General features: G+C 53.2%; 24 protein-coding genes and 1 tRNA gene. 13 read left to right on the top strand and 12 right to left on the bottom strand.

Translation table 11 applies throughout. From position 1 onward, the window contains the following. Nucleotides 1-89 precede the first annotated feature (89 nt). Nucleotides 90-638, top strand: coding sequence for a non-canonical purine NTP pyrophosphatase (locus QWJ10_RS20350; protein ID WP_289929441.1), 549 nt, complete (start codon nt 90-92; stop codon nt 636-638). A gap of 2 nt (nt 639-640) precedes the next feature. Then, nucleotides 641-1,432, top strand: coding sequence for an SIR2 family protein (locus tag QWJ10_RS20345; protein WP_019367003.1), 792 nt, complete (start codon nt 641-643; stop codon nt 1,430-1,432). A 26-nt stretch (nt 1,433-1,458) separates the two neighbouring features. On the opposite strand, the gene QWJ10_RS20340 is transcribed toward QWJ10_RS20345, so the two are convergent. Then, nucleotides 1,459-2,172, bottom strand: a complete 714-nt coding sequence (locus tag QWJ10_RS20340) for a glutathione S-transferase N-terminal domain-containing protein (protein WP_019367002.1) — start codon at nt 2,170-2,172, stop codon at nt 1,459-1,461. 215 nt (nt 2,173-2,387) lie between these two features. On the opposite strand from QWJ10_RS20340, the gene QWJ10_RS20335 reads away from it, so the two are divergent. Continuing rightward, on the top strand, nt 2,388-2,624 hold the full coding sequence (locus QWJ10_RS20335) for a DUF2171 domain-containing protein (RefSeq protein WP_289929439.1): 237 nt from the start codon (nt 2,388-2,390) through the stop codon (nt 2,622-2,624). A gap of 66 nt (nt 2,625-2,690) precedes the next feature. Here QWJ10_RS20335 and QWJ10_RS20330 read toward each other — a convergent pair whose 3' ends face one another. Beyond that, a complete protein-coding gene (locus QWJ10_RS20330) occupies nt 2,691-2,945 on the bottom strand; it encodes a DUF2789 domain-containing protein (protein WP_074824231.1) in 255 nt (84 codons plus the stop codon). A gap of 226 nt (nt 2,946-3,171) precedes the next feature. Here QWJ10_RS20330 and QWJ10_RS20325 point away from each other — a divergent pair, with 226 nt between their 5' ends. Further along, nucleotides 3,172-3,696 carry a hypothetical protein gene (locus QWJ10_RS20325; protein ID WP_125889642.1) on the top strand — a complete coding sequence of 175 codons (525 nt, stop codon included), beginning with the start codon at nt 3,172-3,174 and terminating at the stop codon, nt 3,694-3,696. On the opposite strand, the gene QWJ10_RS20320 is transcribed toward QWJ10_RS20325, so the two are convergent. Beyond that, complete coding sequence (locus QWJ10_RS20320) at nt 3,656-4,552, bottom strand: bestrophin family ion channel (protein ID WP_010794704.1); 897 nt, start codon at nt 4,550-4,552, stop codon at nt 3,656-3,658. The genes QWJ10_RS20325 and QWJ10_RS20320 overlap by 41 nt on opposite strands. A gap of 411 nt (nt 4,553-4,963) precedes the next feature. Between QWJ10_RS20320 and QWJ10_RS20315 the strand changes: the two genes are divergently transcribed. Both QWJ10_RS20315 and QWJ10_RS20310 read left to right on the top strand, forming a co-directional pair. Next, nucleotides 4,964-7,399 carry a glucose/quinate/shikimate family membrane-bound PQQ-dependent dehydrogenase gene (locus QWJ10_RS20315; protein WP_289929434.1) on the top strand — a complete coding sequence of 812 codons (2,436 nt, stop codon included), beginning with the start codon at nt 4,964-4,966 and terminating at the stop codon, nt 7,397-7,399. A gap of 445 nt (nt 7,400-7,844) precedes the next feature. Continuing rightward, nucleotides 7,845-8,057 carry a cold-shock protein gene (locus QWJ10_RS20310; protein ID WP_010794706.1) on the top strand — a complete coding sequence of 71 codons (213 nt, stop codon included), beginning with the start codon at nt 7,845-7,847 and terminating at the stop codon, nt 8,055-8,057. A 66-nt stretch (nt 8,058-8,123) separates the two neighbouring features. Here QWJ10_RS20310 and QWJ10_RS20305 read toward each other — a convergent pair whose 3' ends face one another. Both QWJ10_RS20305 and QWJ10_RS20300 read right to left on the bottom strand, forming a co-directional pair. Further along, the gene (locus tag QWJ10_RS20305) at nt 8,124-8,354 is read right to left on the bottom strand and encodes a hypothetical protein (protein ID WP_010794707.1); all 231 of its coding nucleotides are present in this window, start codon (nt 8,352-8,354) and stop codon (nt 8,124-8,126) included. A 149-nt stretch (nt 8,355-8,503) separates the two neighbouring features. Then, nucleotides 8,504-8,845: an I78 family peptidase inhibitor gene (locus tag QWJ10_RS20300; protein ID WP_150347161.1), complete on the bottom strand. Its 342-nt coding sequence runs from the start codon at nt 8,843-8,845 to the stop codon at nt 8,504-8,506. Between the two features lie 529 nt (nt 8,846-9,374). On the opposite strand from QWJ10_RS20300, the gene QWJ10_RS20295 reads away from it, so the two are divergent. The 4 genes from QWJ10_RS20295 to QWJ10_RS20280 all read left to right on the top strand — a co-directional run bounded on the left by QWJ10_RS20295 (nt 9,375) and on the right by QWJ10_RS20280 (nt 11,568). Beyond that, nucleotides 9,375-9,611, top strand: coding sequence for a hypothetical protein (locus QWJ10_RS20295; protein WP_074824214.1), 237 nt, complete (start codon nt 9,375-9,377; stop codon nt 9,609-9,611). A 417-nt stretch (nt 9,612-10,028) separates the two neighbouring features. Then, nucleotides 10,029-10,262: a hypothetical protein gene (locus QWJ10_RS20290; RefSeq protein WP_019366993.1), complete on the top strand. Its 234-nt coding sequence runs from the start codon at nt 10,029-10,031 to the stop codon at nt 10,260-10,262. Nucleotides 10,263-10,395: 133 nt separating this feature from the next. Next, nucleotides 10,396-10,710, top strand: a complete 315-nt coding sequence (locus QWJ10_RS20285) for a hypothetical protein (protein WP_010794713.1) — start codon at nt 10,396-10,398, stop codon at nt 10,708-10,710. Between the two features lie 165 nt (nt 10,711-10,875). Beyond that, a complete protein-coding gene (locus tag QWJ10_RS20280) occupies nt 10,876-11,568 on the top strand; it encodes an endonuclease I family protein (RefSeq protein WP_019366992.1) in 693 nt (230 codons plus the stop codon). A 65-nt stretch (nt 11,569-11,633) separates the two neighbouring features. Here the strand turns inward: QWJ10_RS20280 and QWJ10_RS20275 are convergent, their stop codons facing one another. The 6 genes from QWJ10_RS20275 to QWJ10_RS20250 all read right to left on the bottom strand — a co-directional run bounded on the left by QWJ10_RS20275 (nt 11,634) and on the right by QWJ10_RS20250 (nt 15,480). Further along, complete coding sequence (locus tag QWJ10_RS20275) at nt 11,634-11,855, bottom strand: hypothetical protein (RefSeq protein ID WP_073450168.1); 222 nt, start codon at nt 11,853-11,855, stop codon at nt 11,634-11,636. A 385-nt stretch (nt 11,856-12,240) separates the two neighbouring features. Then, nucleotides 12,241-12,588, bottom strand: a complete 348-nt coding sequence (locus tag QWJ10_RS20270; RefSeq protein WP_010794716.1) for a hypothetical protein — start codon at nt 12,586-12,588, stop codon at nt 12,241-12,243. Between the two features lie 164 nt (nt 12,589-12,752). Beyond that, nucleotides 12,753-12,829: transfer RNA gene (locus QWJ10_RS20265), tRNA-Val, on the bottom strand. Between the two features lie 604 nt (nt 12,830-13,433). Next, complete coding sequence (locus QWJ10_RS20260) at nt 13,434-13,949, bottom strand: DUF2937 family protein (RefSeq protein ID WP_019366989.1); 516 nt, start codon at nt 13,947-13,949, stop codon at nt 13,434-13,436. Nucleotides 13,950-13,992: 43 nt separating this feature from the next. Next, nucleotides 13,993-14,766, bottom strand: coding sequence for a class II glutamine amidotransferase (locus QWJ10_RS20255; RefSeq protein ID WP_010794718.1), 774 nt, complete (start codon nt 14,764-14,766; stop codon nt 13,993-13,995). 246 nt (nt 14,767-15,012) lie between these two features. Continuing rightward, on the bottom strand, nt 15,013-15,480 hold the full coding sequence (locus tag QWJ10_RS20250) for an MFS transporter (protein ID WP_239382860.1): 468 nt from the start codon (nt 15,478-15,480) through the stop codon (nt 15,013-15,015). Nucleotides 15,481-15,610: 130 nt separating this feature from the next. Here QWJ10_RS20250 and QWJ10_RS20245 point away from each other — a divergent pair, with 130 nt between their 5' ends. Both QWJ10_RS20245 and QWJ10_RS20240 read left to right on the top strand, forming a co-directional pair. Beyond that, on the top strand, nt 15,611-17,632 hold the full coding sequence (locus tag QWJ10_RS20245) for a S9 family peptidase (RefSeq protein ID WP_289929425.1): 2,022 nt from the start codon (nt 15,611-15,613) through the stop codon (nt 17,630-17,632). Nucleotides 17,633-17,767: 135 nt separating this feature from the next. Beyond that, nucleotides 17,768-18,526: an SRPBCC family protein gene (locus tag QWJ10_RS20240; protein ID WP_289929424.1), complete on the top strand. Its 759-nt coding sequence runs from the start codon at nt 17,768-17,770 to the stop codon at nt 18,524-18,526. A 1-nt stretch (nt 18,527) separates the two neighbouring features. Here the strand turns inward: QWJ10_RS20240 and QWJ10_RS20235 are convergent, their stop codons facing one another. Next, the gene (locus QWJ10_RS20235) at nt 18,528-18,977 is read right to left on the bottom strand and encodes a YcgN family cysteine cluster protein (protein WP_122042318.1); all 450 of its coding nucleotides are present in this window, start codon (nt 18,975-18,977) and stop codon (nt 18,528-18,530) included. 294 nt (nt 18,978-19,271) lie between these two features. On the opposite strand from QWJ10_RS20235, the gene QWJ10_RS20230 reads away from it, so the two are divergent. Next, nucleotides 19,272-19,868: a nitroreductase family protein gene (locus tag QWJ10_RS20230; protein ID WP_019366983.1), complete on the top strand. Its 597-nt coding sequence runs from the start codon at nt 19,272-19,274 to the stop codon at nt 19,866-19,868. Nucleotides 19,869-19,892: the final 24 nt, after the last annotated feature.

The raw sequence follows: 19,892 nt of genomic DNA, 5'->3' as shown, positions 1-19,892 counted from the left end.
TTGAAGGCGAACCCTTGGTTATCCACTTCCCTCTAAATCAGAGACGTAGCGAGCCGCCCTGAGAATCGTAATGCCTTTGCAGGCCAGCCATGAAAATTCGATTTATTTCCAGCAACACGCGAAAGATTGAGGAAGTCTCTCACCTGCTCGCCAAAACGCGAATCGAGATTGTCCCCTACCAGATCAAAATCGATGAACTGCAAACCGAGGATGTGTGCCAATTGATCAGCGACAAGCTGCTCAAAGCCTTCCGCCTCGTTGGGAAGCCTGTATTCGTTGAACACACTGGGCTTTACATCAAGAGCCTGAATGATTTTCCTGCCGGCCTTACGCAACTCTTCTGGGACAAATTACTGGCAGAACGCTTCTCCTCCGTCATAGGCGGCCTTGAAGATCCCTCAGCCGTGGCCAAGACGCTGATCGGCTACTGTGACGGTCGCAAGAAATACTTCTTTGAGGGCGCCGTTCCTGGGCGAATCACGGATCGGCCTGCCGGTGATAGCAGCTTTGAATGGGATTGTGTGTTTATGCCTGATGGCCTTGATCAAACCTTTGCCCAACTGGGGCCACGCAAGCATGAGTACTCCATGCGACGGCAGGCGCTGGAAAAATTCGTCAGCTTTATCGAGGAGTCCTGAAAATGGAAAGCCTTAGGGACGCTTACCGTAGCAATCGGCTAATCCTGTTCGTAGGGGCCGGAGTATCGGCCAACCTTGGCTTACCACCTTGGAAACAACTGATCGAAGAAGTTGCCGTCCAGCTGGATTATGACCCGGACGTCTTCAATACCTACGGCAACTTTCTTGCGCTAGCCGAGTATTACCGTATCAAGAAAGGCAACATCGGTGCGCTCAGAAGCTGGATGGACCGGGAGTGGCATAAAGATATCGATATCATGGCATCAGAAATACATCGGCTGATCGTACAAGGCCGGTTCTCGGCGATCTACACCACCAACTACGACCGCTGGCTGGAATATGCCCACGATGCCTATCAGCGAGAGTACATCAAGATCGCCAATGCCAGCGATCTGGCCAAGGCGCAGGACAACATCAGACAGATCATCAAATTCCATGGTGATTTCGATGATGACTCGTCGATTGTGCTGGCCGAAACAAGCTATTACGAACGGCTTCAATTCGAGACGCCGCTCGATATCAAGCTGAGAGCCGACACACTGAGCAAGGCCGTTCTATTCATTGGCTACAGCCTTTCGGATACCAATATCCGGCTGCTCTTCCATAAGCTTTCAAAGATGTGGAGCAAGTATGAGCCCTCCGGCGTCAGGCCCATCTCCTATGTCTTTTCCCATATGCCCAATCCGGTACAGGAAGAAATCCTGAGCCAGTGGGGCATCCGCATGATTTCGTCAGACCATGACGATCCCGGCCATGCCCTGACGTGCTTTCTCAAGGAGCTGGTCGATTCCTGATGAAGTAGGCATCCATGCCCCTGCCCTTACAACGAGCGAGCGTACTGACCGCGGCCGAATATACGGTCATAGTCATCCGGTGTGGCTTCTGCACGAGAGGCCGCGCCTTCCGCCTGAATCTCCTTGGTCATCTCGACTAATCGAATGGCGGCAGGTCGCTTTGAGATTTCACCCAGCCAGCGTGCCAGATGGGTATAACGCTCATGGGGTAAGCCAAGGAACTCGAGAATGGCCATCCAGGGATACGTTGCGATATCGGCAATTGAATAAGTATCGCCGCCAAGATAGGCGTGGGTAGCCAGACGCTGGTCGATAAGCTCAACCAGGCGCAGCACTTCAGTAGTATAGCGCGAGCGCGCGTAGTCGGAGACTTCAGGCTCGAAGCGCGTAAAGTGAACATACTGGCCGAACATAGGGCCGACTCCAGTCAACTGGATCATCAACCACTGCATGACGTCATAACGTGCCGTACCGCTTGCAGGCAGGAATTTCCCTGTCTTCTCGGCAAGATACTGCAGAATTGCACCCGACTCGAACACACGGTAGGGCTCTCCGTTAGGCCCGTCAGGATCAATCAACACAGGAACCTTGCTGTTTGGGTTAAGCGCCTTGAAGGCGTCGGTGAACTGCTCACCCTTCCAGACATGTACATGCTTGAACCGGTAAGCCAGTTGCAGCTCCTCCAGCATCAGCACCACTTTCAGGACATTGGGACTACCCATGCCATAGAGTTCAATCATTACGTTTGCTCCTTATCAGGTCCGTTCGCTACAGCCTTGGACAATGCTGTACATCAGTCAGAAAAAAGGGGTATCGGACAGTTCTGCTCGCTCATCAGGAGAGTTGAAAAATGCCTCCTGTCGCTCACTCAGAACGTTAGCCATTCGGCAAACCTCTGAATAGATAGCGGATGATTACCTACAGAACCCTTTGTCCTATTGCCGGAGAAACCCGCATGGTTGATGTCGATAAAATCCCTGTTCAGGCGGACGTACTAGGCTCCGATGGTCAACACGTCGGCAAGGTCTATGACATTGTGGATCGAAATAAACTCAAGCTTGAGCGAAGTGATCCAGATGCTCAGGGGCAATATCACCTGATTCCTCTGGAATGGGTGGCCCGCGTAGACGGCGCTACCATCCACTTGGTACGAACATGCGAAGAGGCACAGCGGGATTGGCAGACGGGATAAGCAGGAATCTGAAAAGCAAAACGGTGGGCTTGAACCCACCGTTTTATCACCTGCCAGGCCTACCATTCAGGTCGCTTGAAACGGCTTATTCTCGTGCAGCAATACGTTGAGTTCATCAACGATCGGCTCCCACTCGGCATCGTTCATGATTTCCTCTTTCAAAAACGCCGCCTGGCTGGGCGTCCAAAAAGGTGCTTCGGAAATCTTGACGTCATCGGGAAGCGGATAGTGCTTGGCGACAAACGCGTCAATACTGGCCTTATCTGAATCCAGACCCAATTGATCGAATAAGGTCGTGAGATCTTTTACAGGAAGTTCCATAGTCATCTCTCCAGGCTTTCGAACCGGTCCATAGCAGGATGGGACGTAACGCAGTGTCGTCCCTCAATCTGCTTACGAAGCATTTACCAATAGAGAGGCAGCTGAGCGCATCGGTTCAATCACAGGCTATTGGCAGATGCATTTGATCTGGAAGCAGCCGAACAAGTGAGAAAGATCACAAAAAAGTAGTCATACCGTTATAAGAAATCAAAAAGGCGGCCTGCATATGCGCTATCAAAAACAAGCGGTTGCGCTCGTAGTGGCTTGGTTCATGGTAGGTGGTTTCGCCCACCTGTTCATGGCCGGCTTTTTCGTGAAACTTGTTCCCATCGACGTACCCTACCGGTTTGCCATCGTTTGCTTTGGCGGCATTCTGGAAATGATGGTAGCGGTTGCGGTGCTCTTCAAAGAGCTTCGTCGTTACGCGGGCAGCGTTCTCTTTGTCTGTACGCTCCTTATGCTGCCTGTACACTTCTACACCTGGCAACATGCGGGCCTGTTTCCAGCGCTTCCTGAGTGGGCCCTGGCAGTACGTCTTGTACTGCATGCGCTTTTTCCAATCGTCATTTGGTATGGCTGTATTCATTACACCCCACCTGCCGAACTGGTAGACAGCGAAAAAGGGGCTGATGAAGGTGTCTACGGCCAGCTCCAGACTGGCGTTGGCCAGCCTGTTATGCGCACCGTAGGCGTAACGCCGGCTTCCAATGCTACTCAGTGGAGCGAACAGAAGCGTTCTCCGACTCCCTGAACATGGACGAAAGATTCTTCTCGATGTTCGCGCAGAGATCAGTCATCTGTATCTGGTGCTGGCTTTCGGAAAACGGGCTTTGTAGATCAGTTCCGATTTTCTCGAGCGCCAGCAACATAAAGCCCACTACCGTAGAGGCCAGAGGTGTAAACCAGCCTAACGACTCTACCAACCCTACCGGGACGATCAAACAGAACAGCGAGATGAACAGGCGTGGAAAGTACACATAAGGATACGGCAACGGAGTATTAGCGATGCGCTCCATACCTCCCTGCCAGTTGGAAATATCCACCATCGTCGATTCAAGACGTGCCAAACGTATGCTGTCGAGACGCCCCGCCTTGTATTCCTGGGCAATCAAAGCTGCCGAGCCGCTTAGGATATCGTTGGGAAAATTATTGGTATCACCGCTTCGAGCCACTTCCTCAGCAGGCAACAACTCTGCAAGTCGCTCTGGAATCGGAGCCTTCTTGAGATGCGCGGCTAAAGCATTGACATAGGCCACATGGCGGCGAAACAGCACCTCCTTGATAGGGTTTAAAGCATCGCCCGGGTCATCAACCAGAATCAGAACCTGACGGGCAAAGTTGCGCGAGCTGTTAACCATCCCTCCCCATAACGTACGAGCTTCCCACCAGCGGTTGTAAGCGCTGGTGTTCCGAATACTCACCAGCATGGCCAGGGCGGAGCCCAGCAGCGTCAATGGCATCGAAGGAAGGCTCATTCGATCATCGACGAACAGCATGAAGTCAACGGTGACAACAATGTCCCAGATAAGCAGCCAAAACAGCGACCAACCTGTATAGGAAAGGGTTTTATGCAGGAATCGGTACTTACGGCGAATAAGGGTTGGCAATGCAGCGCTACTCCAAAATAAAAACTTACTAGCGCTATGACCACTGTGTTTGAAACCTGGCTCACGGAAACCATCTCAGGAAGTTGATTCAAGATTCTTCCGGTTCAGCCTAAGCCGAGACATGTCTCCTGATCGCAGCGGCAATGGAGACAGATCAACATGACTTATTGCGATCGTTTTTTGACAATTCACGGCCGAATTTCAAATATACGTAATAATTCAAACCATCTCTCACTTTCGCCTTTGCACAAATCCACAAAACACCTTTGCCTAACTTGAATATGCGCAGAGGGTGACAGACGGTATAAGATTGCTGTTATAAGAATTCCAACATCCTTCACCGTGCAACTCCCGGGCGACCCTTGCGGTCCAGTCCGGTGAATCCTATTTTAAGAATTTGGTATTGCCTTCATGAACGAAACGACTGGACCGTTTGCAAAAACGCGTCTTTTTTCTACGTTAGTCGGCATCGTCCTTGTGTTGATTAGTCTCGCCATGCTTGTAGGTGGCGTCAAACTGATCACTGTAGGAGGATCCTTCTATTACGCCCTCGCGGGTGCCGGTATTTTCATCACTGGTATCCTTCTCGTGCTTGCCCATCGTGCAGCACTCCCATTGTTTGCGCTCGTTCTGTTTGCCTCAACGCTGTGGGCGCTGTACGAAGTCGGTCTGGACTGGTGGCAACTGGTTCCACGTCTGGCACTGTGGTTTGTAGTAGGCATCGTTCTGCTTTTGCCATGGATACGTCGCCCCATGGCACGTAAGGCGGGTGTCAGCTCAGTAGGCGCCATGCCACTGACCGGCGCGGTCGTTCTGGCCGGTGCTGCTGCAGTCGCCAGTCAGTTCACCAATCCACATAACATTGAGGGCAGTCTGGATCGTGCCAGTGCAGGTACAGTGAACGCTGCCCCCACCATGCCCGATGGCGATTGGCAGTCGTATGGCCGTACGTCATTTGGCGACAAATATTCCCCGCTGAATCAGATCACCCCGGAAAACGTGAATCAGCTGGAAGTCGCCTGGACCTATCGTACCGGCGACATTCCCGGGCCGAACGATCCGCAGGAAACCACGGCTGAAAATACGCCCCTCAAGGTCAATGGAAAGCTGTACGTCTGTACGCCGCACAGCCAGGTCATTGCCCTGGATCCCGACTCCGGCAAGGAGCTATGGCGCTTTGATCCCAAGCTGAGCACTCAGAGTGCCGACAGCTTCAAGGGCTGGGCACACATGACCTGCCGTGGCGTGGCCTACCATGATGACGCCGCCTATGCACAGGCGGAGGCTCAGGACAATGCGCAGGCAGCGTCTGCCCCAGCAGAGGCTACACCGCTCAGCAACTCCTGCCCTCGCCGTCTGTTCCTGCCCACCGCCGATACTCGCCTGATCGCCATAAATGCCGACACTGGCAAAATGTGCGAAGACTTTGGTGACAAAGGCTCCATCAACCTGGGCGCCAACATCGGCGGCTTCACTGCTGGTGGCTACTACTCCACCTCGCCGCCGTCAGTTACCCGGGACCTGGTCATCATTGGTGGCCATGTAACGGATAACGCTTCTACTGACGAGCCTTCCGGCGTTATTCGTGCCTACGACGTGCACGACGGCCACCTCGTCTGGAATTGGGACAGTGGCAACCCTGAAGCTACCGAGCCGATTCAGCCAGGCCAGACCTACACCCGCAACTCTGCGAACGTATGGTCCGTCATGTCAGTGGACGAAAAATTGGGCCTAATCTACCTGCCAATGGGTAACCAAACGCCGGATCAGTACGGTGGCATGCGTACGCCAGAAGCCGAGAAATACAGCGCCGGCGTTGTCGCTCTGGATGTCAATACGGGTAAGGTACGCTGGAATTACCAGTTCACTCACCATGACCTATGGGACATGGACGTAGGTGGGCAGCCCACGCTGATGGATATCAAGACGGCTGACGGCATCAAGCCAGGCCTGATTGCATCCACCAAGCAAGGCAGCCTCTATGTGCTGGATCGCACCAATGGTCAGCCCATCGTTCCCATACACGAGACACCCGTTCCGCAGGGCGCAGTGGAAGGCGATCATACTTCCCCAACGCAGCCAATGTCCGAACTCAACATGATGCCGCAGACACTCAAGGAAGCGGACATGTGGGGTGTGACACCTCTGGATCAGATGCTGTGCCGTATCACGTTCAAATCGCATCGCTATGAAGGCATCTACACGCCGCCTTCCCTGCAGGGTTCGATCGTTTATCCGGGCAACTTCGGTGTATTCGACTGGGGTGGCGTCGCCGTGGATCCTATCCGTCAGGTGATGTTCCTTTCGCCTAGCTACATGGCCTTTACATCCAAGCTTGTCGCACGCGAGGATGTCGAGGGTGGTCCGGCTCGCAAAAGCGAGACAGAGGGCGTTCAGCCAAACAAAGGCGCACCGTATGGTGTGATCATGGGTGCACTGCTGTCTCCGATGGGCCTGCCTTGCCAGTCACCGCCATGGGGTTATGTGGCTGCTGTCGACATGACCACTAATCAAGTCATCTGGAAGCACAAGAACGGCACTGTTCGTGACAGTGCGCCTGTTCCAATGCCGCTCCCCATGGGTGTTCCAGCATTGGGTGGGGCTTTCATGACATCCAGCGGCTTGGCCTTCCTGAGCGGTACGCTAGACCAATACCTGCGTGCCTACGATGTTCGTAACGGTAAGCAGCTGTGGGAAGGTCGCCTGCCAGCAGGTGGCCAGACAACTCCCATGACCTACACCGGCAAGGATGGACGTCAGTACATCCTGGTTTATGCGGGTGGGCATGGCTCTTTGGGCACTCGTCAGGGCGACTATGTAATCGCCTTTGCACTGCCTCAGAAGTAAAAAGCTGATAGCAGGCGGGGCTTATCTGTAGCCCCGCCTGCCTTCACCCTTCAAGCTGACATCTCTTCAAACTGCCCCGCCTTACGTCTTTCTCTCTCAACTGTCGTTTCGCTGTACCAGACGTCACATTTTCAAAAAAAATAGATCACTGTACTTTTCTTTGAATTTTTAGCCAGTTCAAGGAAATAAATACGTTTTTTAGCGGTCTATATCGCTGACCGGACAGCCTGCAATCATGGGTTTGATCATTAGATGAACTTTTGGTCTTTTCAAATGCTCATATATGATCGTAATATGATCCTGCTGTGCCCGTGCATTACTGTGAATCGCAACATGGTGTTTAGATACAGATCCAACATCGTTACGACTCCGTTACACTCAGTGCTCAGTCTCGGTCAAGACTTCCCTTTACCGAAACTTAATTTTTGAAAAGGTAAAAAACACCATGGCTAATCGCGAAACCGGTACTGTTAAGTGGTTCAACGATGAGAAAGGTTTTGGCTTCATCACCCCGTCCTCCGGCGGTGCTGATCTGTTCGTTCACTTCCGCCAGATCAAGGCTGCCGGCTTCAAGAGCCTGAAAGAAGGTCAGGCTGTATCTTTCGTGGCTGCCAAAGGCCAGAAAGGTATGGAAGCACAAGAGGTTGAAGTGGTTTAATCCACTTCCCTTGAAAAAGCCCCGTCCATGACGGGGCTTTTTTATGCCTGAATTAAATACAAAGACTTAGTCAAATAGGGGTTGGCTGTCTGCACTGATACCCGTCATCTTCTGCAGGATCTCATCCGCCGCACGCTCGGCCTCCATAAGGTCCGTAAAGGTACGGTCTGTCGCTACTCGGTGCAGAGCTTCCTCTTCCTTTCCATGCCCTTGTATGGCAATAAAGGCTTCGATGCCTGTTTCGCTTTCTACCGCACTTGCCCAGGCGCGGTGATCGCCAAAGATTCGCAATCCCATCAATTTCTCCTCTCGTCTAATCCGTGTTCATAAGATAGACACAGGCCAAAGCCATCCTATCCACAACGAGAGTAGATTGATCGATTCAGAGTAGACTCAGGCAGACCAACCTGATCAGAGGCATCAGTGTTGGCCCGCCCTCGGATGTATCAGCCACAACGAGCCGTCTTGATCACAAGCGCCTCATCAGTGGTAACCGTCAGGCGCTCCGAGTTGAAATCCATCGTCATGGCATCATCTGGACGCACAAGACGCGTAATCCTTGCACCAGAGCGCTCTTGAAGCTGCTTGAAGAGCTCAGGAGTGGCCGTCTTGCCCACTGCATATTGTGCAGCATCGGAATTACAACCACTTCCAAGTGAGGATGCGGATGTAGCTGCATCACTGCTTCGGGTACGTTCGTTACTGCCAGACTCTGGAGAGCTGCTACAGGCACTTACAAGAACCAAGGAAGAAATTAACGCTGCCAGGGAACTCAACTTCCAAGTCATTACACTGCCTTACCGTTTACATAAAGCTCTACCATACGGACTCGAAGCACCCGGCAACAAGGGCTACTTTGTAAATATGGCTTACCGTCTTCAAGAGGGAGCGTGCGTGCTCCACCGTACCAGAAAGAAACCGACCAGTAGCAAGAAGCCAACAACCAAGGTATTAAGCTCGAAAAGACTTTGAATACCTAGACGGGAAGCAATGCGGCGAGCTATGAAATAGCGCCACGTCATTTGAGGGCCAAACATGGCCATCAGAAGACAGACAAAGAGAATCCCTTGAACTACCCATCGGCATGTATACATGCAGCATTAAACCCTCTCCTAAATTAGGGCGAGATTTTCAGTGCGCCTATCAATGCTCACAATTCACATCAGTCGAAAGTGTGACGTATTTACCTTAGCAAAATGCAAAACCCATGCGTTTACGCCTGGAAGCCATTCAGGCTGCCTTTGTAAGGAATGAATTCATTATTAGCCCGTCAAAAGAGATGGCTTCATCGAATTACACCATTAAGGGAGTACGATCATGAGCAATGCAGGCAACCTGGTTATTACCTATGAAGAGGCAGGAGAACCAAGAGAACTGGCAATAGCCGACGCGCCGGCTGATGTCGATGAAGGCACTGTCCTTTTGTACGTACTGAAACAGCATGGAGGCGAGAGTCTGGAACTGGATTTCCCCCCCTATAGTGACGAACTCAACAAGCGTCGTCTGCGTGCACAAAAGCTCAACCTGCTTAACATCGACTGGTCTTATCGCTAGGCATCCGCCTGCCCTGCTAGATGGGCCTTGCTACGCTTGACAGCCTGTCCTGCTTTTTCGAATCATGCATGACTCATTTATAAATCAGTTTGTTATAAATGAGTCGGCAACGTCTGGTTATTTGTTCTCTGCGTCCTCATCAGACTCCAGAGGAACAGGAGCCTCTTTAGGGTTAGGCTGAATCTCAGGGTCGACGTCGATCTGGTCAGGATTTATATGATCAGTTTCAGGCATGTTGGCATCTCCAAGAAGTAAGCAGCAATGTTTTGGGCATTCATACCGGGTATTGGTTCTTACCTTTTTCTGCCCTTAAGCGCGTTATAATGAGAATAGAGGCAAGCCAATACGCATCGAGTCATGTCTTTCGTATCGCCTACTGCCTGATCAGCATTCATTCGCTTTACCTAGAGAGTCCATATGTTACGCACAGTATTGTTTTTGGCGTTGACTGCATTCATCGCCTGCGCCTTTGGGATGTTACTTCTGGGTAATGCCTACTGGTTTACAACAGGCGGCTGTCCTTCGCATGGCGGTGTTGCTGAAATATGTGATCAAACCAAAGCCAGAATTCAGCTGGGCTTCGGTATTGCAACGATGATTGTGGCCACTATCGCCATGATTGTCTGCATCGTTAGAGACGCCCGAAAATAGAGATTCTTAACGTCTTCAACCTGCAAAATAGATATCTTTAACAATTAAAGGCTCAAACAGCGCTCCCTATCGAACTACTGTATAAACTTAATGTCAGTGTGCCATCCTAAATAGTCGTTCTAAGCATACTGACATGCAACCCTCACGCTACGATGCCGCCCGCTCCAGAATACAAGCTGCCCTGGCACCCTTGGAATGCCATTTCACCAACCGTGATTCTCGCGGTACCTTTGCCTTTAAAGCGATAGATCCTCAGGGAGTTATCCACTTTGAATCTGGGCGTATCCGTACCGCGATTTACTGCAATCCTACTTCCCTACACCACCTTCTGGTCGCCGCCCGTAAAAAACTGCTGGCTCAAAACATTGAGCTAGAATCCTGGGACGAGCGCCTTACTCTTGAGATGATTGGGCAGTGGGAAAAGGCAGCCAAGCGTACACGGCGCTAATCCTGTCGCTAGCGGGTTACATGACAGTAAGTCGCTAGCAATTACCTCTCCGCCAAACAGCTGTCTATCCATACAGTGAACCATTTCTCATTTTAGTCCTACTGCCTTCCTCAAACCCAACGCTGCCCGTTACCATCCGCGCCGATTTACTTATTGAGCGCGGCCATGTTTCGTATTTTTTCTCTGATTTCTTTCTTCTTTTTTATCATTCCGGCTCATGCAGAAGCGCCTCGCACGTTTCGTGAAGCCAAAGTGATAGGCGCTAAAGTCTACAAGCAGCAACCTGTAGATTTTTATTGCGGCTGCCACTACTCCGGCAAGACCGTGGACCTGAAAAGCTGTGGCTATGTGCCCCGCAAAAATGCGACCAGAGCCTCTCGCATCGAATGGGAGCACATCGTGCCTGCCTGGGTTATCGGCCATCAGCGCCAGTGCTGGCAAAAAGGAGGGAGAAAAAACTGCACCTCAAGCGATCCGATTTATCAGAAAGCCGAAGCTGATTTGTTCAATTTGGTACCGGTCATCGGTGAAGTGAATGGCGACCGCAGCAATTTTTCGTTCGGCTGGCTGCCACAGAAACCGACCCAGTATGGGGCCTGTCAGATGGTGGTCGACTTCAAAGCCAAGAAAGCCATGCCCCGCCCAGAAATCCGCGGCATGATTGCGCGCACCTACCTATACATGAGCGAGCGGTATGACCTGCGCTTATCCAAGCAGGACCAACAGCTGTATTCAGCCTGGAACAAGCAATACCCGGCCGAGCGGTGGGAGCGCCAACGAAACCAGCGCCTGGCGTGCATTATGGGTCACGGCAATAAATACGTTGGAAATGTCGATCTCAAGGTCTGTCGTACCTAAAATCGCTAGTCATCCTGTAGCACTGACTGCTAACCAACGCTACAGGACAGCCGACTTGAAAGAGTTTAGGCAGGAGGGGAAGAGGAAAGAATCTGAATGGTCATTGCTACCAGAAGTGTTACGAGACCAAACAGAAGCAGTACGACCCGCCCCCACCATGTATGGTTATTTTTGACACCCACGATCAGCGCTATCCCCAGAATAGCCAGCGTAGCCGGCAGGTAACGAACCGCCCAGAGCATTACCCAAAAAATCCTTTCCCACACGTGGATCAACACGTCCTGCATTCCTACTTCCCGCGAAGAGTTATTATCAGGCTTTCATTTTACAGATCGGACATTCATGCACCCAGCCTGAATGCCTACCGATGCCGCGACCATTCATCTGCCATTGCGGCCGCCCTTACCTGCCCACTTCAAGTTTCGCCTGTTACGCCGATACGTCATGTAGCTCAGGCATATTTCCGGCCTTAATGCCCCACTCATCACATAGCGAATTCATACAGGTAGTCACTCGCGATGATCAGTAAAAAGCCCTTCACGCCCACCGAAAAATTTCTCTACGTTTCCGTCCCGGTCGTTTGGGTCATTTTATTCGGCGCACTTTTCTCATACCTCTAGATGGCTGAGAGCGTGCTCTCGAAACAACCTAAAGGGCACGCTGCTTAACCCGTTAGTCAATGCAATACTTAACCGCCTCGCGAACATCGCTGGGCCGAAGAGGATTGTTAGCCATGCGTTCGTGCAGTGTGATGTGACTGCCACGAGAGCTATCGTCTACATGGATAACCGCAGCAGGAATAGAAGAAACCTTGGATGGCACAATAATCCTTTGCTCGCTAGCTGTTCCTGCCAGCGTTGCAGGTGCTCGACTTTTAGCCAGTCGATCAACCAGGCATTGGGTATAGGCCTGAACGTCCTTACCTGATCTGACATCCATTGAAGGCGGACTTTGCTCCAGATCTTTTACGCTTGCACACCCGGCGAGTAGAAGCACGGCTCCTACACAAAACCATTTCATTACCCACTCCTGGCACCGTGACTCGTCAGTCAGAAGACCTGACGTTATACGTCAATTTGAGAACATTATTGAGCTGTGTTTGAGACGAAATGTTTTAACGACCCAAACAAAAAAGCCGATCCTTTCGGATCGGCTTCTTGCCCCGCCAGCAGTGCGGGAATATTTGGTAGGCACGATTGGACTCGAACCAACGACCCCCACCATGTCAAGGTGGTGCTCTAACCAGCTGAGCTACGTGCCTGCTGTGGGTGCGCATTTTACGGAATTAGACTGGGTCGTCAAGCCTTTTTTCTTCTAAATCACTGAAAAGACGAAAATTTATTGGCATAGCCTGAAATCAGGTAATTCCCTAGTGAGAGAACTGAACCTTAAATGGCTTGGCAACCGGATAGGCTAGATCTTCTCCCTTGCATACCGATAACCTCCGCTCAAACAGCCCCTAAGCAACTTGATGACTACAGTAAATTTCGCCTACGGAGTAACCTGTTGCCTCGGCCAGAGGCCGCGCAAGTCTGCCATTCCATCATACCCCTGGGACGATGGCTTATCACCTCGCGCCCTGCCTTGCGCCCTTCTTCAGCGACTCGCTCAATCGACCGCGGACTTGTATCTTTCAAAGCCACTACCGGCTCATCTATGCACCTGACCAACGCATACAAAGTACCTATGCCGTATCGGTCAAGAAGATGCTCGGCAGTGATACGGATATGGATCAGCGTCATGGTTATCACGAAGCGTGCTGAAATCAGGCCCACTAAAGCAGGCGACTGCCGGTCGATAGAGGCAGTTGCCCACATTGCAGGCTGAGCGACACAAAAAAGGCCGGAATTTTCCGGCCTTTCAATTTAGACGAGACGTCGGGCTGGCCTACGCCGCGGCATGATAAGTACAGCCAATGCCAAGGCGATGGCCTCGATGATCCAGGACAGTAAAAAGGCACAGGCCAGCCCCCAACCGATACATTCAGGCGTCAGGACAACCTGATAACGGTAGCCTTGCCACGTTTCTTCAAGTATTGCTGGGTTAGCCTTGGTAAAGACATGCCAAGCGCGCTCATACCAGCGGCCCTGCAATGCCTGCCATTGCGAATCGAGCATTTGCTCACGGCGCATCAGCATGCCAAGGCTATCGGCATCGCTCTGGAAGACCGGATCATCACTGGCACGATAATGGGCTACCAGACGATCCATATCACCGCCAAAAAACTCGCCTGCCGTTTTGCGATACCCTTCCAACGCCTGATGGGCTTCAAGGCGATGGGCCTCGATACGCTGGCTGTAATCAGTGATAAACCCTGGTATCTGCACACCAACCAGAAGGCCTAGCGCAAACAGGATTAGCCGGATGTAACTACGCAGCATCATAACTCCTTGCGTATTGAATGGCAGGCTTCGCTACAACCGTTTAGACCCGCCCCTGGGTGACGATTTCGCCATCCCACCATAATTTCCACTCACCAGGCTGATGAAGCGCCCAGGTTTCGTTGGCCGTCAAAGGCTCTGTCGCAATCACTGTAACCACATCATCAGGCGTTGTTTCAGCCTTGAAATCTACCGTCAGGTCGGCGTCCTTCAAGTGCGCCGGACCAAACGGGGCCCGTCGCGTAATGTGGGCCAGCTTGGTCGAGCAAAACGTGAACAGCCAGTCACCATCACTCAGCAGACAGTTGAACACACCAAAGCGGCGAAAGTGATCGCAAGTTCCGACCAGAACAGGCAGGAGCATTTCGACAGGCACCGGATCGGGAAAACGCCGCCTGACCTCATTGAGCAGATAACAGAATGCCGCCTCACTGTCCGTGTCCCCTACTGGCTGGAACAGACCGGGATCTGGTGCGAACTCGTTGAGTTGGCCATTATGGGCAAAACACCAGTAGCGCCCTCCCAGCTCCCGAACGAAAGGGTGTGTATTGGCAAGGTTTACCGAGCCGACGTTGGCATGGCGAATATGCGCGATAACCGTGCGACTCTTGAGCGGATAGCCCTGGATCATGCGAGCCACTTCGGAATCCGCTCCCGGCATGGAATCCTTGAACATGTGCAGTCCGCGTCCTTCGTACAGCGCCACGCCCCAGCCGTCCCGGTGGGGACCGGTACGTCCTCCTCGCTGCATCAGCCCCGTCAGGCTGAAGGTGATATCGGTAGGAACATTGGCACTCATGCCCAACAATTCACACATATCCAGACCTCATTCGATACGGCACGAGAAATGCTCTAATAGCAGGCCCTCTGCCAGACAATGAGTATGTCCAAGAAACAGTTTCGAATCAGCTGTTTGACGACGATACGGCAATAAAACGGCTACCTGACGGTACTTCCGGCGGCTTCCTATCATTCACTTGTCTTATGAACATACACAGAAATGGACCCAGCCAGACGGAGAACATTCGCCCCAGCCTGCAAACAGACAAGGGCGGCGTGATGACTACAGGCGCGGCTCGATGCGCGTACGACGCTCTGGGACCCGTGATGGTGGGGATGATGGCGAGGGGTTGTTCGCTGCCGTGGGAGCAGGCTGGTCGGCAGGCGGTGGTGTCTGGTTGGCAGCCTCATCATTGCGCCGGGAGCGCTGGAAAAGCCAGCGGATCAGCGCGAAGATGAGATATGCCGCGAATGCGATACACCCATACAACGCCATTTCCGCCACAGCCCGCCAAGCGCTGTTTCCTACATGGAAGCCGAGATCCATGACGACAATGGCGCTAGAGGGTGCGTAAAAGCTGTGCTCAGGGTCTGCTATTGTCGGAGAGAACAGTATCAGGGCAACAATCAAACGGATGGGTTCTCGCAGCCAACGCCACATCCAGCCGGTCGCTTTGAAACACACCCATAGACAGCCTAGTGCGGCAACACCATAGACAGCCCAGGCAATCAGGTAATCGTGCTCAGTCATTTCGATACATGGCGGGTCTATAAAAAGGATGCCTATGATAGCGACTTTTGCACGGTTGGGCGCCCCTACTCGCTCCCTGCCCATGCACAGGCACCTCAAAACCGGTCCACCGACACCTAAGGAGTCACCCATGACACAACCTCCTCTCGCTCAACGTACGCACGGCGCAGATCCCTACGTTTGGCTGGAGAAACGCGATGATCCTGAAGTGCTGGCCTATCTGAAAGCTGAAAATGCTTATCTGGACGAGGTATTGCAGCCGGAAGCCGCGCTGCGTGAGACACTTTTCCAGGAGATAAAGGGACGCATCCGGGAGACGGACCTATCACTGCCGGTACCGTACAAAGATTATCTCTACTACCACCGAACCCGCGCCGGTGATGAATATGCGCGCCATTACCGCTGCCCTCGCCCCCAGGACGGCTCGCTGACCATCGATGAGTTCCAGGAGGAATTGCTACTCGACGCCAATGAACTGGCCGGTGGCGGATTTCTGTCAATTGGCCGTTTCACGCTCAGCCCTGATCAGACCAAGCTGGGTTACAGCCTGGACCAGACCGGTGACGAAACCTATCGTCTGTTTATAAAAGACCTGGCATCAGGCGACTTGACCGAACTTCCTTTCAATGACTGCGATGGCAGCATGACCTGGGCTGGCGATAGCCAAACCCTGTTTTTCGGAGAGCGTGACGAGGCTCATCGCCCTCACAAGCTCTATCGCTATCGCCTGGGTGACCAAGAGGCGCAAATGGTCTTCCACGAGACGGATGGCCGCTTCTTTATTGGATGCTACCGCTCAAGCTCCGAGCGCAAGCTGATTCTCCTTTCCCACAGCAAGACCACCAGTGAAGCCTGGGTCATGGACGCGGACCGGCCAAGCGAGGCTTTCGTCTGTGTAGCCCCTCGTCAGGAAGGTCATGAGTACTTCCCTGATCATGGAGCTGATGGCTGGATGATTCGAAGCAATCAGGCAGGTATCAACTATGCCCTGTATCAAGCGCCAGATGACATGCCCAGCCGCGAGCACTGGGAGCTGCTGGTTCCACATGATCCCGAGCGAATGCTCGAAGAGGTAAACCTCAATGCAAACGGCTATATCCTGAATCTGCGCGAGTCAGGCCTGCCGGTGCTCGAGGTACGCCCCAAAAACGCACCTGCTTATCGGGTACAGTTACCTGACGAGATTTACAACCTTGGGATGATCGACGTGCTGGAGTTTGACAGCCCGGTCATGCGTTTGCGTTATGAGTCACTCAATCGCCCTGCACAGGTACGCCAACTAGACCTTGCCACCGGCGAACAACAGGTCTTGAAGGAAGTCCCGGTAGAGGGGCCGTTCAATGCCGACGACTATATCAGTCGACGTTTGTGGGCTACGGCGCCAGATGGCACGCAGATCCCGATCAGCCTGGTCATGCGCAAGGATCGGATGGGCCAGCCTACCCCGCTGTACCTGTACGGTTATGGCGCCTATGGTCACAGCCTCGACCCTTGGTTCTCCCATGCGCGTCTGAGTCTGTTGGAACGTGGCTTCACCTTTGCCATCGCACATGTGCGAGGCGGTGGTGAACTAGGTGAGGCCTGGTATCAGGCGGGCAAGCTGGAAAACAAGCAGAACACGTTCGATGACTTTATTGCCTGCGCCGAACACCTGATCGATCAGGGGCATACCACCGCCTCGCAGTTATGCATCAGCGGCGGTAGTGCTGGCGGCCTGTTGATTGGCGCTGTGCTCAATCAGCGGCCTGATCTGTTTGCAGCGGCCATTGCAGAAGTCCCGTTCGTGGATGTGCTCAATACGATGCTCAAGCCCGACCTTCCCCTGACCGTCACCGAGTACGATGAATGGGGCAATCCAGGTGAGGCCGATGTATACGCCCGCATCGCTGCGTATGCGCCTTACGAAAATGTAAAGGCCCAGGCTTATCCAGCCTTGCTGGCCGTAGCAGGCTATCACGACACTCGCGTGCAGTACTGGGAAGCGGCCAAATGGGTAGCCAAGCTCAGAGCCACGCGCACGAATGATGCCTTGCTGCTACTCAAGACCGAGTTTGGCGCAGGTCACGGTGGCATGAGCGGCCGTTATCAGGCGCTACGTGACGTAGCACTTGAGTACGCTTTCCTGCTCAAGGTTCTTGGACTGAGTCACTGATACGCTTCCAGCAGGCAGAGCATCCGACCCTGCCTGCTGGAAACGCTCCGATCTGTTAACCAGCTATCGATCCCACCGGAACAGCTTTGCCTTGGCGCGGTCTTTTTGTAATTGCCTGTCATCAAGGAGCTTGTCATGTTGGGCCGCCGTGCTACCCGGAACAGCCATCTTTCAGACCGCGTGCAAAATGTGGGGGGACTTGAGCGTATTGCCTCCCTGACAGGGGGTGGCCTGCTGTTGATCAAGGGACTACGACAGGGCGGCCTGCTCGGGGTTGCAAGGATGGCTGTCGGGGCGTTGGCACTTTACCGGGGTTATTCAGGGCATTGTGCTGCCAAACAAGCGTTGAGTCATAGTGAGTTTGAACGCCAACTAATGCGCGACTATCACTGGAAAAATGCCAAGACCGAGTCTTGCTGCGTGGTTATCAATCGACCCAAGGACGAACTCTATCGCTTTTGGCGCGACTTCAAGAACCTGCCTGCATTCATGGAGCTGATCCAGCGCATCGACATCCTGGACGACAAACGCTCTCACTGGGTGATTCAAGGCCCGACCGGCCCGCTCGAGTGGGATTCAGTCATCACGGAGGACGAGCCTGGCAACTTGATTGGATGGCGCTCCATCGCCGGCGGCGATCTCAATACGATGGGCTGGGTAGCCTTCAATGAGCGTCCTGATGGCAGTACCGAAGTCGAAACCCTGATTGCCTATGATCCGCCAGGTGGCGTACTGGGGCACAGCCTCGCCAAGATCATGAAACGCGATCCGGCGTCACAGGCTTCCCGAGACCTGACTCATCTGAAGCGCTTGATGGAAAGTGCGGCCAGCGCCACGCAGATGGTAACCGTTACCGGAAACACATCGCTGACCGATCCGTCCCCAGTGGGCTGACTCAGCCCGCCCGAAAGATCATATAGTCTTCCCAGTCCTCTTCCGCTACCTGGGTTTCACTCAGCATGCGGCCCGACTGGGAGATTCCGGCATCATGTACGGCGCTTTCGTCTCCCGAGACCAAGGGATGCCAGAGCGGCAGGTCCTTGCCTTCTGATATCAGGCGATAGCCACAGGTGGGCGGCAGCCACTTGAATTCATCAGCCTGCCCTGGAGTGAGCTGAATACAGTCAGCCACAAATTGCTTCCGTTCGGCGTAGCGGGTGCACTTGCAGGTTTTCAGGTCCAGCAATTTGCAGGCGATACGCGTGTAATACACGCTGCCATCGTCCTCATCCTCCAGCTTTTGCAGACAGCACAAGCCACAGCCGTCGCATAAGGACTCCCACTCCCCCTGGTCGAGCTGGTCTAGGGTCTTGCGTTTCCAGAAAGGTCGAGTGATATCAGCCATGAACGTAGTCGGTTGCGAAAAGCGCGCAGTCTAGTCCTCATGCACGAATCGGCCAAGCACCGCTCGTGCAGCTTGTCGCCGCAGCCTTCTGGAGGTTAACGTTACAGGGCTTCTCCAGATGCGCAGCTCATGGGCCTGCCTGAGCGTAAAATGTGACGAACCCCTGCGCAGGCGAAACAGCATCCGCGGCCAGAATGGCTGAAGTCAGGATGGCTCCTGCATGGCGCGCTTCATATCATTTCCTTCAGGCCGAACCAGAGTGACGCGCAACACCTTTACCTCATAGGACGTCACATGACCGCTAGCACTCGTGTTCCGCAGTATGAAGTCGACCCGCAATTCGTCCAACGGTGGTCTCCCCGCGCCTTCAGTGATGCCGCTATAGAAGAAAACCAGTTGATGAGCATCTTCGAGGCCGCTCGCTGGGCGCCCTCTGCCTACAATGCTCAGCCCTGGCGCTTCCTCTATGCTCGCCGTGGCTCTGCGCACTGGGATACCTTTCTCAAGCTGATCAGTGAGTACAATCGTAGCTGGGCACAACATGCTGCGGCGTTGGTCATCGTCTTGTCCAAAACCACCTTCGTACCGCCCGGCGGCAGCGATGAGGTTCCGCTGGGTAGCCATAGTTTTGATACCGGCGCAGCCTGGGGCTTTATGTCTCTACAGGCTGGCAAGCTGGGCTTTCATACCCACGGGATGGCAGGTATTGAGTACGACCTGATTCGTCAGGAGCTGAAAGTACCCACCGATTTCAAGATCGAAATGGCAATTGCCATTGGCAAGCTGGGCGACAAGTCGTCTTTGTCTGAGAAATTACAGGCCCGTGAGCTGCCCAGCCCACGTCGGCCAGTCGAAGAGTTGGCTGCCGAAGGCCCTTACACTCTCGGCTAATGCCGCCACAGAGCCGGCTTACGA

Origin of the sequence: Pseudomonas sp. WAC2, assembly GCF_030403525.1 — a bacterium.
In the GTDB taxonomy this organism is placed as follows: Bacteria; Pseudomonadota; Gammaproteobacteria; order Pseudomonadales; family Pseudomonadaceae; genus Chryseomonas; species Chryseomonas luteola.
This window is presented reverse-complemented; position numbering and strand designations above follow the sequence as displayed.

Coding starts and splice junctions, on each gene's coding strand:
- QWJ10_RS20350 (WP_289929441.1), top strand. CDS start 90: ATGAAAATTCGATTTATTTCCAGCAACACGCGAAAGATTGAGGAAGTC.
- QWJ10_RS20345 (WP_019367003.1), top strand. CDS start 641: ATGGAAAGCCTTAGGGACGCTTACCGTAGCAATCGGCTAATCCTGTTC.
- QWJ10_RS20340 (WP_019367002.1), bottom strand. CDS start 2,172: ATGATTGAACTCTATGGCATGGGTAGTCCCAATGTCCTGAAAGTGGTG.
- QWJ10_RS20335 (WP_289929439.1), top strand. CDS start 2,388: ATGGTTGATGTCGATAAAATCCCTGTTCAGGCGGACGTACTAGGCTCC.
- QWJ10_RS20330 (WP_074824231.1), bottom strand. CDS start 2,945: ATGGAACTTCCTGTAAAAGATCTCACGACCTTATTCGATCAATTGGGT.
- QWJ10_RS20325 (WP_125889642.1), top strand. CDS start 3,172: ATGCGCTATCAAAAACAAGCGGTTGCGCTCGTAGTGGCTTGGTTCATG.
- QWJ10_RS20315 (WP_289929434.1), top strand. CDS start 4,964: ATGAACGAAACGACTGGACCGTTTGCAAAAACGCGTCTTTTTTCTACG.
- QWJ10_RS20310 (WP_010794706.1), top strand. CDS start 7,845: ATGGCTAATCGCGAAACCGGTACTGTTAAGTGGTTCAACGATGAGAAA.
- QWJ10_RS20305 (WP_010794707.1), bottom strand. CDS start 8,354: ATGGGATTGCGAATCTTTGGCGATCACCGCGCCTGGGCAAGTGCGGTA.
- QWJ10_RS20300 (WP_150347161.1), bottom strand. CDS start 8,845: ATGACTTGGAAGTTGAGTTCCCTGGCAGCGTTAATTTCTTCCTTGGTT.
- QWJ10_RS20295 (WP_074824214.1), top strand. CDS start 9,375: ATGAGCAATGCAGGCAACCTGGTTATTACCTATGAAGAGGCAGGAGAA.
- QWJ10_RS20290 (WP_019366993.1), top strand. CDS start 10,029: ATGTTACGCACAGTATTGTTTTTGGCGTTGACTGCATTCATCGCCTGC.
- QWJ10_RS20285 (WP_010794713.1), top strand. CDS start 10,396: ATGCAACCCTCACGCTACGATGCCGCCCGCTCCAGAATACAAGCTGCC.
- QWJ10_RS20280 (WP_019366992.1), top strand. CDS start 10,876: ATGTTTCGTATTTTTTCTCTGATTTCTTTCTTCTTTTTTATCATTCCG.
- QWJ10_RS20275 (WP_073450168.1), bottom strand. CDS start 11,855: ATGCAGGACGTGTTGATCCACGTGTGGGAAAGGATTTTTTGGGTAATG.
- QWJ10_RS20270 (WP_010794716.1), bottom strand. CDS start 12,588: ATGAAATGGTTTTGTGTAGGAGCCGTGCTTCTACTCGCCGGGTGTGCA.
- QWJ10_RS20260 (WP_019366989.1), bottom strand. CDS start 13,949: ATGCTGCGTAGTTACATCCGGCTAATCCTGTTTGCGCTAGGCCTTCTG.
- QWJ10_RS20255 (WP_010794718.1), bottom strand. CDS start 14,766: ATGTGTGAATTGTTGGGCATGAGTGCCAATGTTCCTACCGATATCACC.
- QWJ10_RS20250 (WP_239382860.1), bottom strand. CDS start 15,480: ATGACTGAGCACGATTACCTGATTGCCTGGGCTGTCTATGGTGTTGCC.
- QWJ10_RS20245 (WP_289929425.1), top strand. CDS start 15,611: ATGACACAACCTCCTCTCGCTCAACGTACGCACGGCGCAGATCCCTAC.
- QWJ10_RS20240 (WP_289929424.1), top strand. CDS start 17,768: ATGTTGGGCCGCCGTGCTACCCGGAACAGCCATCTTTCAGACCGCGTG.
- QWJ10_RS20235 (WP_122042318.1), bottom strand. CDS start 18,977: ATGGCTGATATCACTCGACCTTTCTGGAAACGCAAGACCCTAGACCAG.
- QWJ10_RS20230 (WP_019366983.1), top strand. CDS start 19,272: ATGACCGCTAGCACTCGTGTTCCGCAGTATGAAGTCGACCCGCAATTC.